Annotated in this window: 13 protein-coding genes and 2 tRNA genes; 3 read left to right on the top strand and 12 right to left on the bottom strand. The window is 69.2% G+C overall.

Going from position 1 to position 16,359, the window contains the following annotated elements; all coding sequences use genetic code 11:
• Positions 1–130: 130 nt before the first annotated feature.
• Entirely contained in the window at positions 131–1,201 is a 1,071-nt protein-coding gene (locus P2P98_RS09000; protein WP_275799324.1) for a TerC family protein, read from the bottom strand.
• A gap of 175 nt (positions 1,202–1,376) precedes the next feature.
• Between P2P98_RS09000 and P2P98_RS08995 the strand changes: the two genes are divergently transcribed.
• Entirely contained in the window at positions 1,377–1,931 is a 555-nt protein-coding gene (locus P2P98_RS08995; RefSeq protein WP_275799323.1) for an RNA polymerase sigma factor, read from the top strand.
• A complete protein-coding gene (locus P2P98_RS08990) occupies positions 1,928–2,974 on the top strand; it encodes a DUF4349 domain-containing protein (protein WP_275799321.1) in 1,047 nt (348 codons plus the stop codon). The genes P2P98_RS08995 and P2P98_RS08990 overlap by 4 nt, the downstream gene beginning before the upstream one ends.
• Before the next feature lie 215 nt (positions 2,975–3,189).
• Here the strand turns inward: P2P98_RS08990 and P2P98_RS08985 are convergent.
• Positions 3,190–3,265 (bottom strand) — tRNA-Glu (locus tag P2P98_RS08985).
• 211 nt (positions 3,266–3,476) lie between these two features.
• Here P2P98_RS08985 and P2P98_RS08980 point away from each other — a divergent pair.
• Complete coding sequence (locus tag P2P98_RS08980; protein WP_275799320.1) at positions 3,477–4,115, top strand: MBL fold metallo-hydrolase; 639 nt, start codon at positions 3,477–3,479, stop codon at positions 4,113–4,115.
• Positions 4,116–4,292: 177 nt separating this feature from the next.
• Here P2P98_RS08980 and P2P98_RS08975 read toward each other — a convergent pair whose 3' ends face one another.
• From P2P98_RS08975 to P2P98_RS08930, 10 genes are all read right to left on the bottom strand, one after another.
• Entirely contained in the window at positions 4,293–4,562 is a 270-nt protein-coding gene (locus P2P98_RS08975) for an HPr family phosphocarrier protein (protein ID WP_275799318.1), read from the bottom strand.
• 26 nt (positions 4,563–4,588) lie between these two features.
• Positions 4,589–6,646, bottom strand: coding sequence for a fructose-specific PTS transporter subunit EIIC (locus P2P98_RS08970; RefSeq protein ID WP_275799316.1), 2,058 nt, complete (start codon positions 6,644–6,646; stop codon positions 4,589–4,591).
• An 18-nt stretch (positions 6,647–6,664) separates the two neighbouring features.
• On the bottom strand, positions 6,665–7,630 hold the full coding sequence (locus P2P98_RS08965; protein WP_275799314.1) for a 1-phosphofructokinase family hexose kinase: 966 nt from the start codon (positions 7,628–7,630) through the stop codon (positions 6,665–6,667).
• A complete protein-coding gene (locus tag P2P98_RS08960) occupies positions 7,627–8,409 on the bottom strand; it encodes a DeoR/GlpR family DNA-binding transcription regulator (RefSeq protein WP_275799311.1) in 783 nt (260 codons plus the stop codon). The genes P2P98_RS08965 and P2P98_RS08960 overlap by 4 nt, the downstream gene beginning before the upstream one ends.
• A gap of 156 nt (positions 8,410–8,565) precedes the next feature.
• Complete coding sequence (locus tag P2P98_RS08955) at positions 8,566–8,898, bottom strand: hypothetical protein (protein ID WP_275799308.1); 333 nt, start codon at positions 8,896–8,898, stop codon at positions 8,566–8,568.
• Positions 8,899–9,101: 203 nt separating this feature from the next.
• Positions 9,102–9,677 (bottom strand): helix-turn-helix domain-containing protein, encoded by a 576-nt coding sequence (locus P2P98_RS08950; protein ID WP_275799306.1) that lies wholly within the window; start codon positions 9,675–9,677, stop codon positions 9,102–9,104.
• Positions 9,678–9,748: 71 nt separating this feature from the next.
• A complete protein-coding gene (locus P2P98_RS08945) occupies positions 9,749–13,282 on the bottom strand; it encodes a S8 family serine peptidase (RefSeq protein WP_275799303.1) in 3,534 nt (1,177 codons plus the stop codon).
• A 14-nt stretch (positions 13,283–13,296) separates the two neighbouring features.
• Positions 13,297–14,988, bottom strand: a complete 1,692-nt coding sequence (locus P2P98_RS08940; RefSeq protein ID WP_275799300.1) for a hypothetical protein — start codon at positions 14,986–14,988, stop codon at positions 13,297–13,299.
• Between the two features lie 396 nt (positions 14,989–15,384).
• Entirely contained in the window at positions 15,385–16,071 is a 687-nt protein-coding gene (locus P2P98_RS08935) for a hypothetical protein (protein ID WP_275799297.1), read from the bottom strand.
• Between the two features lie 103 nt (positions 16,072–16,174).
• Positions 16,175–16,246 (bottom strand) — tRNA-Gln (locus P2P98_RS08930).
• Positions 16,247–16,359 lie beyond the last annotated feature (113 nt).

Raw genomic sequence — 16,359 nt, 5'->3', positions numbered from 1 at the left:
ACGCCGCGGCGCTGCACCCCGGCCCCCGCGGAGCCCCGGACCCCTCGACAGGCTCAGGGCCCTCACGCCGCGGCGCTGCACCCCGGCGCTCGCAGACCCCCGGACCCTTCGACAGGCTCAGGCTCCTCGGTCACCGTCCGTCGCGCTCGGGCTGCTCCACCGTCGCCGGCGTCCCTTTCTCACCCGCCACTTCCGCAGCGGCATCCTGAGCCCCGGCGGACGACGACTCACCCCGCGCGGCGACGAGGCTCGCGATCGTCGCCACCGCCATCGACAGGACGATGACGGCGAGGGACACCCAGGTCGAGATCTCGGGAGCCCACTCGATGGGCTCGCCGCCGTTGAGGAACGACAGCTCGTTGACGTGCATCGCGTGGAAGACGAGCTTCACGCCGATGAACGCCAGGATGAACGCGATGCCGTAGTGGAGGTACTTGAGGCGGTCGAGCAGGTCGCCGAGCAGGAAGTACAGCTGACGCAGCCCCATGAGGGCGAAGAGGTTGGCGGTGAAGACGATGAACGGGCTCTGCGTGATGCCGAAGATCGCGGGGATCGAGTCGATCGCGAACAGCAGGTCGGTCACGCCGATCGCGACGAACACGATGATCATGGGCGTGAACAGCTTCTTGCCGTTCACGCGCGTGATGACCTTCTTGCCGTCGTAGGAGTCGCTCATCGGCAGGACGCGCCGGAGCGTCCGCACGATCAGATTCTCTTCCTGCGTGTCGTCGTCGTGGTCGTCGCCCGGGAAGGCCTGGCGGATCGCGGTGTACACGAGGAACGCGCCGAACAGGTAGAAGATCGGGCTGAAGTTCTCGATGATGGTCGCGCCGACCAGGATGAACGCCCCACGCAGGATGAGCGCGATGATGATGCCCACCATCAGCACCTCCTGCTGATAGCGCCGGGGCACCGCGAACTGCCCCATGATCAGCACGAAGACGAACAGGTTGTCGATCGAGAGGCTGTACTCGGTCAGCCAGCCGGCGACGAACTGCCCCGCGACCTCTCCCCCGGCGACGATCCACAGCACTCCGGCGAAGATGAGCGCGAGCGTGACGTAGAACACGACCCACAGGGTCGATTCCTTCGCCGCGGGGATGTGAGGGCGCTTGAGGATGATCAGCAGATCCGCGACCAGGATCAGCACGAGCACCACGAGGGTGATCGTCTGGAAGAGCGGGTCCAGCTGCAGCTCCATCGCGGGCCTTTCTCGGGGGGAAACGCTCTAGTTTATCGGCCGTCCCCTGCGCAGCGGGCGGCTTGTGCACGTAGTGCTCATTGCGTGCGTATCTCCGTGAGACGATCGCGCGCGCCCGAACACCTCTCAGTGAGAGAGTGCTCGCAGAGCCGCTCCCGACGAGAAGTGGATGCCGATGACCGACGACGTGATCGACGACAGGGCGCTCGTCGCGCGCGCAGCGGGCGGGTCGGAGATGGCCTTCCGATCGCTGTACCGCGCGTATGTCCGCCCGGTGTACTGGACGGCACTGGGCCTGGTCGGCAATCCCAGCGATGCGGACGACGTCGTGCAGGACACGTTCGTCGTCGCGTGGAAGAAGCTGCCCGGTATGACGCTGGAGGGGACGTCGCTCCTGCCGTGGCTTTCGACGGTCTGTCGCCTGCAGGCGGCGAACCGCCTCCGTGCCCGGGCGCGTCACGGGTCGCACGCCGCCCTCGACCCCGAGATGCCGGCGCGCGTCGACGTCGAGCAGGAGGTCGTCGACGCGGAAACGGTGCGTGCGATCCTCGCCGAGGTCGACGGCCTCGGCGAGGTGGATCGCGAGATCTTCCGTCTGTGCGCCGCCGAGGGCTACGGCTACCAGGCTGCGGCAGAGCATCTCGGCGTCACGCACGGCACGGTGCGCAATCGCCTCTCCCGCATCCGGTCTCGGATGCGCGCCACCGCAATGGAGACGGAGACCCCATGAACACCCCCACGCTCCCCCCTCTCGACGACGACCGGATCGAATCGATGGAGAGGGTGATCTTCGCGCGCATCAGCGACTCCGCCCGTGCCGATCGCCGGCGGCGTCGCGCCCGGATCGGCGGGTGGACCGCCGCGGCCGCCAGCGTGGTCCTGATCGCGGCCATCGTCGGCCCCGCCGTCATGAACGGCGGCAGTCGCGCTCTGTTCGAGCAGTCCGCCGCGGGTGGGGACGCCCTCACGGAGCAGTACTCCGGGGCCGCGGGTAGTGCCGCCGATGCCCCCTCGCTCGATGGATCGGTCACCGAGGCCGCGCCCGGCGCTCCCACGCGCGAGATCGTCGCGAACGGATCGGCCACGGTCGAGGCGAGCGACGTCGGCGCCGCTGTCACCGGGATCTCGGATGCCGCGACCTCCGTCGGAGGCTACGTCGAATCGTCGCAGGTCGGCGGCGCGTCCGGCGCGGTGCCGTTCGAGGGGCAGGATATGCCGCAGGGCGCGAGCGGTGATCCCTCGACCGCGTGGGTCACCGTCCGCGTCCCCGCCGACCAGCTCACGAGCGTCGTGGACGGCCTGTCCGACATCGGGACCGTGACCGCGTCGAGCGTGAACCGAAGCGATGTCACCGATCAGGCGGTCGACCTGCGGGCACGCGTCGCCGCGGCAGAGGCATCCGTCGCTCGACTGACGGAGCTGATGGCACAGGCCGCCTCGGTGAGCGATCTCATCGCGGCCGAGTCGGCTCTCGCCGAGCGCCAGGCGCAGCTGGACGTGGACCGGCAACAGCTGACGCTCCTGGAGTCCCAGGTGGCGATGTCGTCGCTGTCGGTGCAGGTGCTCCCTCAGGCCTCGACCGTCTCGGCCGATCCCGCCGGCTTCGGCGACGGCCTCGTCGCGGGGTGGAACGGTCTCGTCGCCGCGCTGAACGGCGTCGTGATCGGGCTGGGCTTCCTTCTCCCCTGGCTCGCCGTGGCCGCGGTGATCGGCGCGGTGGTGTGGGGAGTCCGGCGGGCCCGGCGTCGCCGGTCGACTGACGCGGACGTGTGACGCCGGAGTCGGACGCCGCCAACGGATTCGGATGCCAGTGCTCGCGGCATCCGAATCCGTTGCACATCTCCGATTCTGCGCATGGCGGGCGCGCACCGCCGAGCGTGCGGAGCCTCCGGGCGGTGGGGCCCAACCCGCTCATGCGGCTCCTCGTCCAGCCGCGGCACCCGAACAACAAAAAGGCCCCGACCATTCGGTCGGAGCCTTTTTGTCGTTGGTGACCCCAGCGGGATTCGAACCCGCGTTACCGCCGTGAGAGGGCGGCGTACTAGGCCGCTATACGATGGGGCCGCGTCGCAACCGTTCAAGTATGCACCACAAAAACACGCAGGCAAAATCGGGGCGGGATCGCCGCGGATCTCGGGCGTGTCCGGCCACCGTACCGCCATCGCACGACAGGGGGAAGAGCTCGTCGAGTATCCCCCGGCGAGCATATCTACTCCGCCACGGTCGTGCGCGCCAGCGGTTGCCGCACCGTCGTGCGAAGAGTTGACTTGCGGCCATGCGAGTAACCAAGCACGAACACGCCGCCCTCGTCCTCACCGAGTCGGGACACACGCTCGTCATCGATCCGGGGACCTTCACCTCGCCGCTCGAGGGACTCGACGGACTCGTGGGCATCGTCCTCACCCACGAACACCCGGATCACTGGACGCCTGAGCATCTGACGCGTCTGTTGGAAGCGCACCCCGGCACACCGATCTACGGCCCCGAGGGAGTCAAGCAGGCCGCGGTGGGCTTCGAGATCACGGTCGTGCATCCGGGCGATACCCTCGACCTCGCGCCCTTCCACCTGGAGTTCTTCGGCGGGAAGCACGCCGTCATCCACGAGTCCATCCCGGTCATCGACAATGTCGGCGTCCTGGTGAACGGTGCGCTGTACTACCCGGGCGATTCGTACACCGTCCCGAAGCACAAGAAGGTCGCTCTGCTCGCGGCCCCCGTGGGCGCCCCCTGGTTGAAGATCGGCGACGCGATCGACTTCGTCCTCGACGTCAAGCCCGAGCGCGTCTTCGCCACGCACGACATGACCCTCTCAGCTGCCGGCAAGCAGATGGGCGATGGGCGATTGACCTGGGCCGCCGAGCAGAATGGCGGGTCATTCGTCGATCTCAAGCCGGGCGACTCGACCGACGTGTGACGCGGCGTCGTCCCGGACTCCGGAACGGGTGAGGCCCTCGGCGGGTAACGCGTCTCGGGTGCGGCGCTGAGCCCGGGCTGGTCCGGAGTCCGGAACACGACGGCCGCCCCGAAACGCCAGAACACCGGATGCCACGAGCCGTCAGGCCCGTGGCATCCGGTGTTCTGCGTGAAGTGTTTACTGCGCGTCGAGGTCGGTCTCGAGAAGGGCGACGAGCTCGTCGAGCGCCTGCTCGGCGCCCTCGCCCTCGGCCTTGAGGGTCACGACGGTGCCGTGACCGGCTCCGAGACCCATGAGCGACAGGATGCTGCCGGCGTTGAGGTCGGCGCCGCCGTTCACTGCGATCGTGACGGGGATCTTCTTCTCCTGCACGGCCTGCACGAAGAGCTTCGCGGGGCGGGCGTGGAGGCCCGAGGCGCTGGCGATGGTGGCCTGACGTTCTGCCATGGTGAATCCTTCCGATTCGACGGGGTTTAGGCGGCGACCGTGGCTGCGGGAGCGGCCTCGGCGACGGCGGCGTCCTTGGTGCTGCGACCGAGACCCTTGAGGGCCACGACGATTAGCGCCGTCACGACGGTACCCGCCACGATCGCGAGGGCAAAACCCCAGAACGGGGTGATCGCGAAGAAGACGAAGATGCCACCGTGCGGGGCGAACGACTGCACGCTCAGCAGCATGCTCAGGCCACCCGTGATCGCCCCACCCACCATCGAGGCGGGGATGACGCGCAGGGGGTCGGCCGCGGCGAACGGGATCGCCCCCTCGGAGATGAACGAGGCTCCGAGCAGCCAGGCGGCGGCACCGTTCTCACGTTCGACGGGGGTGAACTTGCCCCGGGCGAGCAGGGTCGAGGCGAGCGCCATCGCGAGCGGGGGAACCATGCCCGCCGCCATGACCGCGGCCAAGATCAGGTAGGGCGCGGTGTTGGTCTGCGATGCGGCGGCGAGGCCGGTCGTGGCGAAGACGTACGCGACCTTGTTGACCGGGCCACCGAGGTCGAAGCACATCATGAGGCCGAGGATCACGCCGAGCACGATCGCGCCCGCGCTGCTGGCCGCGAGCGACGTGAGTCCATCGGTGAGCGCGGCCATGAGCGAGGCGATCGGGCGACCGAGGAAGAGGATCATCAGACCCGAGGCGAAGATCGAGCCGAGGAACGGAACGATCACGACCGGCATGAGACCGCGCAACCAGCGCGGGGCGTCGAAGCGCCCGAGCCACCAGGCGATGAATCCGGCCAGCAGACCGCCGATGATGCCGCCGATGAAGCCGGCGTTCATCAGCACCGCTACGGCACCGGCGACGAAGCCCGGAGCGATACCGGGACGGTCGGCGATCGCGTAGGCAATGAAGCCCGCGAGCACGGCGACGATGAAGCCCATCGAGGTGGCACCGATCATGAAGGCGACCGAGCCGAGGTACTGGCCGATCGGGCCGAACGACGACGTGATCCCCTCGGTCGGCAGATCCCAGAGCGAGTTCTGGATGATGATGTCCTTGGCGTCCTTGGTGACCTCGTAGCCACCGAGCAGGAAGCCGAGCGCGATGAGCAGACCGCCACCGGCGACGAACGGAATCATGTAGCTGACGCCGGTGAGCAGCCACCGCTGGATGCGACGGCCCACCGACTGTTGCGCGACCGGGGCGTCGGGAGCGGATGCCGAGGCGGCACCGCCCTGCACGCGTGCGGCGTTCGGGTTGTCGCTCGCGGCGAGGGCCTCGGCGATGAGCTGCTTCGGCTGCTCGATGCCGCGCTTGACACCCGCGCGGACGACGGGCTTGCCGGCGAAGCGCTGGGGCTCGCGCACGTCGACGTCGACCGCGAAGATCACGGCGTCGGCGTCGTCGATCACGCTCTGCGGGAGGGCCTTGTAGCCACTCGAGCCCTGCGGCTCGACGATGAGCTCCACGCCCTCGGTCTCGGCGCCGGCAGCGGTGAGCGCGTCGGCGGCCATGAAGGTGTGGGCGATGCCGGTCGCGCACGCGGTGACGGCGACGATCTTCTTGGTCTTGGTCGCCGTGGCGGTGCGTGCTTCCGCGCGGGTCGCGGCGGGGGCCTCGGCCGACGCCGGCGCGGGGGCCGGGTTCACGGCATCCGTGATGATCCGCACCGCGTCCGCGGGGCTCGAGGCCGAACGCAGGCCCGACATGAACTGGTCGTTCATGAGGCTGCGGGCCAGCTGCGACAGCACCGCGAGGTGCGCCTCGTCGGCCCCAGCCGGCGCGGCGATGAGGAAGACGATGTCGGCGGGCCCGTCGGGGGCGCCGAAGTCGACACCGGGGGTCAGGCGGGCGAACGCGAGAGTGGGCTCGGTGACCGAGGCGCTGCGCGCGTGCGGGATACCGATACCGCCGGGCAGGCCGGTCTCGTCCTTCTGCTCACGCGCCCAGGCGTCGTCGAACAGCTCTTGCGCGCTGGTCGCGCGACCCTGCGCGACGACGCGCTCGGCGAGGGCTCGGATCACCGACTGCTTGTCGGTGCCCAGGGGCACGTCGAGGCTGACGAGCTCCGGAGTGATGATGTCGGACATGGGCAGTGACCTCCGTGGTCAGGATGTTGCGATGGGGGTGGGGAAATCGGAAACGGTGATCGCCCCGGAGGGCAGATCGGCCGGGGTGGGGGCCTGCGTTCCCGGCAGGGTCGCGGCGGCGGCACCGTAGGCGATGCTGCGCGCGAGACGTTCGGGAGCGGCGGCTCCCTCGAGATCGGCGAGCAGATAGCCCGCGAGTGAGCTGTCGCCCGCGCCGACCGTGCTCGCGACCTGGATTCTGGGGGCTCGTCCGCGCCAGGCACCCTCGGACGAGAAGAGCAGAGCGCCGTCGGCGCCGAGGGTGACCAGAGCGGATGCCACGCGCCCGGGGACGAGAGCGCGTGCGCGACGCGCCGCCTCGGCGAGGACGTCGGCGTCGTCCGCGGCATCCTCACCGACGAGCTCGGCGAGTTCTTCGTGGTTGGGCTTGATGAGATCCGGCTGGGCGGTCTCGACGACGGCGGCCAGGGCGGCGCCGGAGGCGTCGACGGCGATCCGTGGAGCAGCGCTCCCCCACCGCTCTCGGACAGCCGCAATGAGATCGGCGTAGAACGTCGGCGGCACGCCCGGCGGCAGCGATCCGGCCAGGACGAGCCAGCTCGCGCCCTCTGCCGCGGCGACGACGCCCGCCACGAGCGCGCGGGCTTCCGCGGCGGAGAGCTCGGCGCCGGGGAGGTTGAGCTTGGTGGTCTCGCCCGCCGGGTCGGTGATGGTGAGGTTCGCTCGTGCGCGGCCCGCGACCTCGACGAGGTCGAGCGCGATGCCGGCGTCTTCGAGCAGAAGGCGGTAGGGGTCGTGGCCGTTCACCGGGACGACGGCCCGCGCCGGTGCGCCCGCCGCGGTGACGACGCGGGCGACGTTGACGCCCTTGCCCCCGGCGTCCTCGCGTGACGACAGTGCGCGCTGCACCTCGCCCGGCGCGAGCGCCTCCGCGAGGACGACGGCCCGATCAGCCGAGGGGTTGGCGGTCAGGGTGACGATCATGCGACGCGTACCTCCACATCGGCGTCCGCCAGGGCCTCGGAGAGGGCACCGGTCGGCGGGGTGTCGGTGACGAGGACGTCGATCTCGTCGAGACGAGCGAAGCTCACGAGTAGTTCCTCTCCGAATTTGGCCGCGTCGGCAAGGAGCACGATCCGACGCGCGGACTGGATGATGGCCGTCTTCACGGCGGCTTCTTCGGGATCCGGGGTGCTGAGACCGAACGTCGCACTCAGACCGTTGGTGCCGATGAAGGCGATGTCGGGCCGCAACTGCCCGATCGCGCGGACGGTGTGGGCACCGACGGCGGCGGCGGTCACGCCGCGCACGCGACCGCCGATGGTGGTGAGCGACAGACGCTCCTCACCGGCGAGGAGGTGCGCGGCTTCGAGCGAGTGCGTGACGACTTCGACTCCGGCGGAGACGGTGAGCGTGGCGGGCAGCGCTGCAGCGACGGCGGCGGCCGTCGTGCCCGCGTCGACGAAGATCGAGCCTCGGAAGTCGGAACCCAGCAGAGCGGCCGCGCTCGCGGCGATCGCGCGCTTCGCGTCACCGTGACGCTCACGACGTTCGGTCAGCGTCGACTCGGCGGTGCTGGCGCGATCGATGCTCACGGCCCCGCCGTGGACGCGGCGGAGAGACCCGGTGGTCTCGAGGCGGTCGAGATCGCGACGGACGGTCTCCGTGGTCACATCGAAGCGACGGGCCAGGTCGACGACGCTGACACGTCCGACCTCGCGCAGTTCGCGCTCGATGAGCTGCTGGCGCTCCATTGCGTACACGGGATCTCCTTCGAGGATTCCCACACGATACAACACGAAGCCACACGTATCAACACATCTGACAGGGGAACGCAGAGCACGGTACGGACAGGAGGTTTCGCCCCCGGCGGCCCGACAATGGCACTCGGGTCTGCTGTCGGACGAGCCCGCCGAGTGTCAGGGGGCGACCACCGAAATGCGGAAGGCGATCTCTTTTCCGTCCGGTCCGCTGAGCGTCGCGTCGGTCGTTCCCGTCCCCCGCGCGATGAAGCCAGGATGGAACGTCGCGCCTTCGGAGGCCCCGCCGGCCGAGAACTCCGCGATGGTGCGATCCGCGGTCGTCCCGGTCCACTCCGCGTCCGTGCCGTCCGGCGCGGCGATGACCAGGGCCGTGCCGACGATGACCGACACGTCCCGTCCGTCGAGGTCACCGGGCGACACGACCGTCGGCGGCAGAGCCTGCGAGCTCGCGGACGGTTGGGGGTCCGCCGGTGCCACGGACGCACTCACGTCCGAATTCGGCGTCGGATCAGCCGCGGGCGCACATCCCGCCAAGAGGGCTCCGGTGATCACAGCTCCCGCGACCAAGAACGACGAACGCTTCACATCAGACCTCTTCCGTCGGGGCGATTCTCCACACTGCGCTCCCGGATGCTACCCCGGCCCCGTCGGAATCACCGCAGGCGACCCGTACGCGGCCTCGGCTCCCGGATTCAATCCTCGGGCTGAATCTGCTCCGGGACGATCGACCACATATACCGCGCGCGCCGCAGTTCGCCCTCCTCGGAGCGACCGGCGCTCAGGGCCTCGAACTCGTCGAAGACCTCCATGACGCGGTCCTGGAGCCGGCCCACCTCGTCGGCGCTCAACAGCAGCTGCCCCGTCCGCAGGACCATGTAGGTGATGTCGGCATCCGGAGGGCGGACAGACCGCACCGCCAGCAGTTCCTCCATGCGCTGACGCATGGGGGTCAGGCGTGAATCGATCAGGACCATCCGCTGAACGGCATCCGACTCCGCACTCGCCACGAGCGAGTAGCTCGGCGCCGCGGGGAGCCAGGGCCGTTCGCGTCCGTCCGTCGACTCACCGCGCCGGATGAGTCCGGTGGATTCGGCCGCCCGGAGGTGGTAGCTCATCGCGCTCGGGCTGAGCCCGACGAGCTCGGCGAGTTCGGTGGCGGTCGCCGGACCCTGACGTCGATACAGCTCGTCGACCACGACCATGCGCAGAGGATTCGCCATGGCGCGGACCGCGCGAGGGTCGGAGATGACGAGCGTCTGATCGGACATGTCCCCCCAGTGTGCCGCCTCGGCGGGCGCCGCGCATCCCGAGAGATGCGCGACGCCCGCCGAGGCAGGACTCAGGAGCGTCGGCGGCGTCGCCACGCGATCGCCGATCCGGCGACCAGCGCGGCACCCGCACCGGCACCGAGCCACATGAGCGCGACGCCATCGACACCGGTCGAGGCGAGGCCGCCGCGCGAGGGCGGAGTCGTCGCCCCACCGTCGGGGGTGGATGCGGTCGGGCTCGGGACCGGGTCCGTCGGCGTGGGCGTGGGCTCAGGGACGACCGTCGGGGTGACGATCTCCGCGCGCGCATCGCCATCGCCGTGCAGGTGGAGGACGAGCACCTGAGGCGTCTCCTTCCCCGCCCGGTTCACCGCAACCGATCCCGCAGCGTCAGCGAACAACGTCGACCCGGAGTCCCCGAACGCCAGGGCGGGCGTGTAGGCGTCGATCGTGGCCGCAGCCGTCTGATCGACCAGCGCGCTCTGATAGCCACCGTCGAAAGCGGGGTTGTAGTACGACCGCGTCTGCGCGAGGTAGCGGATCGTCGTCTGCGTGGTGCCCGGCGTGTATCCGAGCGCCTTCAGCGAGGTCGACATCGTGAGAACGGTGTTGTCGAAGACATTCGTCCCCTGATCACCGAACACACCGTTGACCGGACGTTCCTCGATCGTGTCGCCCGTCACGGCATCGATCGTCATCGCCACCGGCACATCACCGGCGTCGCCGGGCTGCACCTGCACGATGAAGTCCGCACGGGTGTCACCGTTCACGTCGAGCTGCACCGACGGCCAGGTCAGGGGCGACATCCGCGCCCATTCGCCGTCCATCTGCAGACCGAAGGTGAGCACGCCCTGCGTCGGATCCGCGAGCAGCGGCGCTGTCGACGACGCTCCCACGGCGAGGATGTCAGCGCTCTCCAGCGTGCGCTGGGCTGATGTGTCGGGGAACGTGTCGTCCGGGTCGGTGGTGCCGAGGATCAGGGGCACCATCATCGAACGGTAGCGTTCGCGGCCCTCACCCTGGTCGAGCCCTCGACCCACGACCGTCAGGGTGCCCGACGTGCCGTCGAACGCGATCCCCTCCGTGTGCGTCTCCGAATAGGGACGCGGCGCGGCGTACACCGCGAGGCGCACGGGGTAGGTTCCCGTGGGTCCGGTCGCCTCGATGACGCCCGAGGCGTCCGCGAGGTACTGGCGGGGCGCTCCCCCGGTCTCGGCCTGCATCGTCGGGTCGAGGGTGCGGCGCAGAGCGGCGGGGTCGTCGATGCGCAGCGTCAGCGTCACATCGACACGGCCTCCCGCCGGAACCGTGACCGTGGACGGGCTCACGTCATAGGCCACGCCCGGGGTCTCGGTACGCGGGGAGTATCGCAGGTCGAGGGTGGTGGCATCCGTCCCGTCGTTGCCGACAGCGATGGTTCTCGTCTGCACGATCGGCTCGGTGCCGGCGTCGATCACGCCGAACGAGGCGCTGAGCAGGTCGCCGTTCTCGACCGAGCGGAGGGTGATGTCTCCCTCGACAGCGGCCAAGGCGTCGATTCGCCCCACACCGACGCGAGCGGGGCCATAGGCGCGAGGATCGGCACCGGCGGTCACGGTGTCGTGCGCCGCGGTGTTCATCACCTTCTGCTTGACCTGTTCCGCTGACCACTCGGGGTGAGCTTCGACGACCAGTGCGGCGACGCCCGCGGCGTGCGGTGCGGCCATCGACGTGCCGCTGAGCACCTCGAGACCCGTTCCCGAGCCGTTACCGGCCGAGATCACCGAGACGCCGGGGGCCGACACGTCGGGCTTCAGGACGTCGTCGATCGAGCCGTGGGTGCCACGCGAGGTGAAGGATGCCGCGGTGTCGACGCGCGACGAGTCGAACACCTCGATCGTGCGGCGGAGATCCGAGCGCAGCTCGATCATGAGCCGCCCCTCTTCCATCGCCGGGCGAAGAGCGTTGGTCGAGTCGCCCGTGAGCTGTGCGCCGGGAATGGCGGCGTTGCCCGCGATCCCGTTCTCGAACGAGTCCGCCTGGCCGGTGAGCACGACGCTGACCGCTCCCGCTTCATGCGCGTTGTCGAATCGCTTGGCGGAACCGCACGCCACATCCGCGTCGTCCCACTCGAGCCACACGATCTTGCCCTGTACTCGAGGGCGGTCGGCGGCGTCGAAAGGCTTGCATCCATCCGCGTTGGCTTTCTCCGACAGGGCGACGACGTTCGCCGCGACCTCGAAGTCCCAGCCGAACTCCTGCGAGTACTGCACCTTGATCTTCTCGGGAGCGTTCTGCGCCGGGTCGCCGACGGTGGCCTTGGCCGCATCGGCGAGGCCGTGCCCGCTCGATGACGCGGCAACCGTGAGAGCACCCATCGTGGTGCCGGGGCTCCCTCCGACGTCGGTGACGTCGCCCGAGTTGCCCGCGGCCACCACGGGAAGGATGCCGGCGTCGACCAGCACCTGGAGCTTGGCGTTGTCGGGGTCGTCGATCGCGCCGTAGTTCGTGCCCAGCGAGAGGTTGACGACGTCGATCGAGGTTCCGGATGCCACCTTCTGAGCGATCCACTCCAGAGCGGCTCCGGTGAGAGCCGTGCTGCCACCGTTGTCGCCGAACACCTTCAGAGCGATGAGTCCTGCCTCCGGAGCGGAGCCCGGGCCGATCGAGAACGTCGACCGCACGCTCTCCGCCGAGAGTGCCTTGTAATCGCCGCGGAACGTCTTCTGGTCCTTGTCGACGCCCAGGCCGACGGCGGTTCCCGCAACGTGCGTGCCATGGTTGCCTCCGGGCCCGTCGATCGGGTTGGCGTCGGGACGCGGGATCGGGTCGTACGAGGGCGTACCGTTGGCCCCGTTGTACGTCGGGCCGGCGAAGTCCCACCCACCGAGGTACTTGGCCGGGTCGAGCCAGCCGGCGGCAGGCGCGTCGGTCGAGGCGAGCGCCTGCTTGTACGCCTCTTTCGTTCCCGGACCGCCGAAGTCGGCGTGGGTGTAGTCAACGCCGGTGTCCACCACGGCGACGGTCACGTCCTTGCCGGTGCGTCCCGCTTGCTGCCAGGCATTGACCGCACGCGTCAAAGCGTCCGACGCGGAGTTCGACGGCGACGCATCGGTGGCGGCGGGCAGCTCGATCGACTGCGTGACGATGCGGGACACCTTCTCGACGTCCGGCCGCTCGGCCAGCTCGCGCAGCGTGTCCGCATCCGCGTTGACCGCGATGCCCGGGACGGAGTACGTCGAGGTGTAGAGCACTTTGGCATCCGGATCGATCTGCTCGAGCGCTTCCGACACGCGATCGGCGACCTCGGCGTTGTCGGTCGCCGTATCGGCGGCGGCGGCCGACGCCGCGTCTTCCGACGCTCCTCGCGCCTGCCAGGCGCTGTGCACGCCGAGGGCGCTGTCGCCGCGTGTCTGGACGAACACGTCGACCGGTCCGTCCGCGGAGACCACGGAATCGGGCAGGGGCGTGCCCGTGCTCGGGCCTGCGGGGGCGAGAGCGATCTCATCGAGAGTGCCGGGGGCGGCACCGGCGGGCAGGGCGGCACCGAGCGACAGTGTGGTCGCGAGCAGGCCGGCCCCGACCAGAGCGCAGGCGCGCGAACGCGCCGAACGGGGAGTAATCATGAAGTTTCCTGAAGTCAGCGGGCGGGAACGGTCGGAACGGGAAGCGCCGGATTCGGCACGTGGTTCTCGATCGCATCGGGGATCGGGGTCGGCGACACACTTGGTGCCGGTGCGGGAGCAGGGCTCTCCGACGCGTCGGGAGTGGGCTGCGGCAGAGCGGGCGCTTCCTCGACGGGAGCAAGACGCGTCTCCGGAGCGACCGACGGGGTCGTCGACGTGGCGTCGGCGGTCACCTCGAGCGGCAGCTGCACGTTGTAGGCCGCGGCCCCGCCGCCGCCCTCCGCCCACACCGTGTACGTTCCGGGCGCGAGACGCTGCAGAGTGACGAGTTGGAGTGCGAGTCTTCCATCGTCGCCGACCGTGGCGTACGCGTCCGCGCCGACGAGCAGCGGTTGCCGCTCCCAGGCTCCGTTGCGAAGCGAGACACGGAAGCTCGTCCCCGGCGTGACGTCACGCCCGGAGAGGAAGACGCCCTTCGTCGAATCCGCGAGCGAACCGGCGGTCACGGAACCCGCCGACAGCGAGACCTCGGACGCAGGAGCATCCGGATTTCCGGTGACGCGGAAAGTGCCGATCGCGTAGTCGCCCGTCGTGGTCGACCGGGCGGTCACGGTGTACTCCCCCTCCGGTATTCCCTTGGGACTGGTGATCGCATTGCTGTGTCGACCTTCACCATTGGTGCGCGAGATGCCGAGCGATGCGGTGTACCCCCGCGAGGTGGTCAACAGCAGCTCGTACGTGTCGAAGGGGAGGAACCCCTCGAGGGCGAAGCGCATGCCGGGCTCGGCGACGAAGTCGGCGACAGAGATCTCGCTGCGTGCGGGCGTCACCTTCTTGTCGGGGGTGCGCGCGGCTCCCGCCGTCACCTGGAAGGTGGCGGAACCGCTGCGGTCGTCGGAGACGAAGCTCATGAGCCAGGTCCCCACCTGTGAGTTGACCGAGTTCATCTGCAGCTGGTAGGAGAAATCCCCGTTCTCGTCCGAGTGCAGGCCTTCGTTCTCACCCACCGCGAACATCGTGGTGTCCGGCATGCCGAGGTTGAAGAACACCTTCGTCATCGGTGCGAATCCGCTGGCGTGGATCGTGACAGGTTTGTCGAGGAACTCGTCCTGGCTGATCGTCGCCGGGTCGCTCGAGACCGTGATGACGTCTGTCGTCGCCGTGACGTCGAGCAGCGCCGAACCGGCCTCCCCGGCCGAGGAGCGGACTGTGATCTGAGCGAGGCCGGCTTCGGGCCGCGTGTTCTCGGGGTCGACATCGAGCGTCCGGACCCGCGTGACGAGCGTTCCGTTCTCGTCGGCGCGCACGGGAGCCCAGTGCTTCGTAACGCCGGATGAGAAGACGATGCCGATCTCGACATCGGCACCGGGGGTGAGACCGTGGGCGGTGACTTCCACCCCGCTCGCCCAGAGCCAGTACTGCTCGATGCTCGTCACGTCGAGGCTGACGGGGAGCACGGTGCTCGTCTCGGGTGCCGAAGCGACCAGGCGGCTCCCCTCGATCGACGCCGTGTCCTCCGATTCGGCGAGGACGAATGACCCGGCCCGGTCGAGATCGATGGCGGATGCCACGGCCCCGACGCTCGAGTCGGACAGGGTGGACGTGGCGGGGATGCCGCTCTGCGCGACGGCGACGGTGCCGGCGGTGCCACCGACGACGAGGACGGCGACGAGGGCCGCACCGGCGGCGATCCAGGGTTTCTTCATAGGTGCCTCAGGGGGTGTACGGATGATGTGCGTACAGTGAAGCACGATGTGAAGGAATTTTTCAGATATTTTTTGCCAGCGCCACAGACCGTCACATGATCGTCATGTTGCGGCGCTCGTAGCGATCACGTGGACGCGGTCTCTCCCCCGTCATCAGTAGAGGGTCCCTCGACTTCGAGGGGGATCGAGATCGACGAGAGATGCGCCTCCCCCACCCCGAGCAGGTCCGCTGGCGAGGCGCTCATCACCTCGTCCTCCGGAAGCATCTCCGCACGACTTCGAGGGCGCCGTGGCTCACCGGGCAGCCCCGCCCACTCGGTCGGTTCCTCCGGACGCTGCGCAAAGATTCCCATGACCCCATTGTGCTCGCGACGCGTCACGAGGGGACGGGCGGGGTCAGCGCGCGAAGACGTATCGCAGGGAAATGCGCCCGCCCTCATCCACCGAGACCTCGGCGGTGACGGTCATCCCGTCGACGGGCGTCGCCGGCAGACGGAACGTCTGAGCGACACCCTCCTCGCGCCCCGCATCCCCGACGTTCTGCTGCAGGTCCCGCAGATCACTCTCCGACCATCCCCACTGAGCCGCGCGCTGCTCCAGATCCGAGCGGATGGCGACCCAGGTGGTGCTCGAGGCGGGAGCCACCGTCAGAGCGGTCAGTCGGTCCTGCTCCGTCGCGAGGGCGAACGAGGAGACCCCGGCGAAGGAGATCACTCCCTCGCTCCCGCGGACATCGACGGTCAGCGGAACGAGCGTTTCGACCGGCGTGTCGCCGTTCGGGGGAAGGCCGATTTCACTTGCGGAGCCACCGTCGACGACATCGACGGTGGCGAGTCCCTGCCGGTTCAGGAAGTCGAGGCCGGCCTGGTCGAACCGCGACTGCCCATCCGGGAGTTGCTGATCGGCGGAGGCGGTCGGAGCGTCCTCGACCCACCACGAGTTCGCCATGCCGTACGCCCCGAACGCCGCGACGGCGCAGACGACGAGCACGACACCGATCGTGATCCACGTCGCCAGCCGCTCACGGCGGGTACGACGCTCCGCGTGCGACGGTCGTTGCGGTGGAGAGGCGGTCGTGGTCATACATCCTGCCTATCAGGATGACCGCGTAGGTGCGAGCCCCTCGGGGGAAAGCAAAAGCCCCGGTTCTTCGCGCTTCGCGCGCTGACCGGGGCTTTTCGTCTTGCTGGGGTACCTGGACTCGAACCAAGAACAACGGAACCAGAAACCGCCGTGTTGCCAATTACACCATACCCCAAGGCGCTGAGCCGGAACTCGTGCCGAGGATCAAGCTTACGTGACGCGCGGCCCAGTGCCAAACCGGCGTCGGCCCGCGCGCGTCGCGCCCCGCAATCCTGCGGGCGCGAAACG

The sequence above is a fragment of the Microbacterium sp. Kw_RZR3 genome (genome assembly GCF_029222405.1).
Lineage (GTDB): Bacteria > Actinomycetota > Actinomycetes > Actinomycetales > Microbacteriaceae > Microbacterium.
Note: the sequence above shows the minus strand (reverse complement) of the source record. Positions and strands in the feature narration are given on the sequence as shown.

Excerpts from the sequence above, each read along its gene's own strand:
- P2P98_RS09000 (WP_275799324.1), bottom strand. The coding sequence starts at position 1,201 with ATGGAGCTGCAGCTGGACCCGCTCTTCCAGACGATCACCCTCGTGGTG.
- P2P98_RS08995 (WP_275799323.1), top strand. The coding sequence starts at position 1,377 with ATGACCGACGACGTGATCGACGACAGGGCGCTCGTCGCGCGCGCAGCG.
- P2P98_RS08990 (WP_275799321.1), top strand. The coding sequence starts at position 1,928 with ATGAACACCCCCACGCTCCCCCCTCTCGACGACGACCGGATCGAATCG.
- P2P98_RS08980 (WP_275799320.1), top strand. The coding sequence starts at position 3,477 with ATGCGAGTAACCAAGCACGAACACGCCGCCCTCGTCCTCACCGAGTCG.
- P2P98_RS08975 (WP_275799318.1), bottom strand. The coding sequence starts at position 4,562 with ATGGCAGAACGTCAGGCCACCATCGCCAGCGCCTCGGGCCTCCACGCC.
- P2P98_RS08970 (WP_275799316.1), bottom strand. The coding sequence starts at position 6,646 with ATGTCCGACATCATCACTCCGGAGCTCGTCAGCCTCGACGTGCCCCTG.
- P2P98_RS08965 (WP_275799314.1), bottom strand. The coding sequence starts at position 7,630 with ATGATCGTCACCCTGACCGCCAACCCCTCGGCTGATCGGGCCGTCGTC.
- P2P98_RS08950 (WP_275799306.1), bottom strand. The coding sequence starts at position 9,677 with ATGTCCGATCAGACGCTCGTCATCTCCGACCCTCGCGCGGTCCGCGCC.
- P2P98_RS08945 (WP_275799303.1), bottom strand. The coding sequence starts at position 13,282 with ATGATTACTCCCCGTTCGGCGCGTTCGCGCGCCTGCGCTCTGGTCGGG.
- P2P98_RS08940 (WP_275799300.1), bottom strand. The coding sequence starts at position 14,988 with ATGAAGAAACCCTGGATCGCCGCCGGTGCGGCCCTCGTCGCCGTCCTC.
- P2P98_RS08935 (WP_275799297.1), bottom strand. The coding sequence starts at position 16,071 with ATGACCACGACCGCCTCTCCACCGCAACGACCGTCGCACGCGGAGCGT.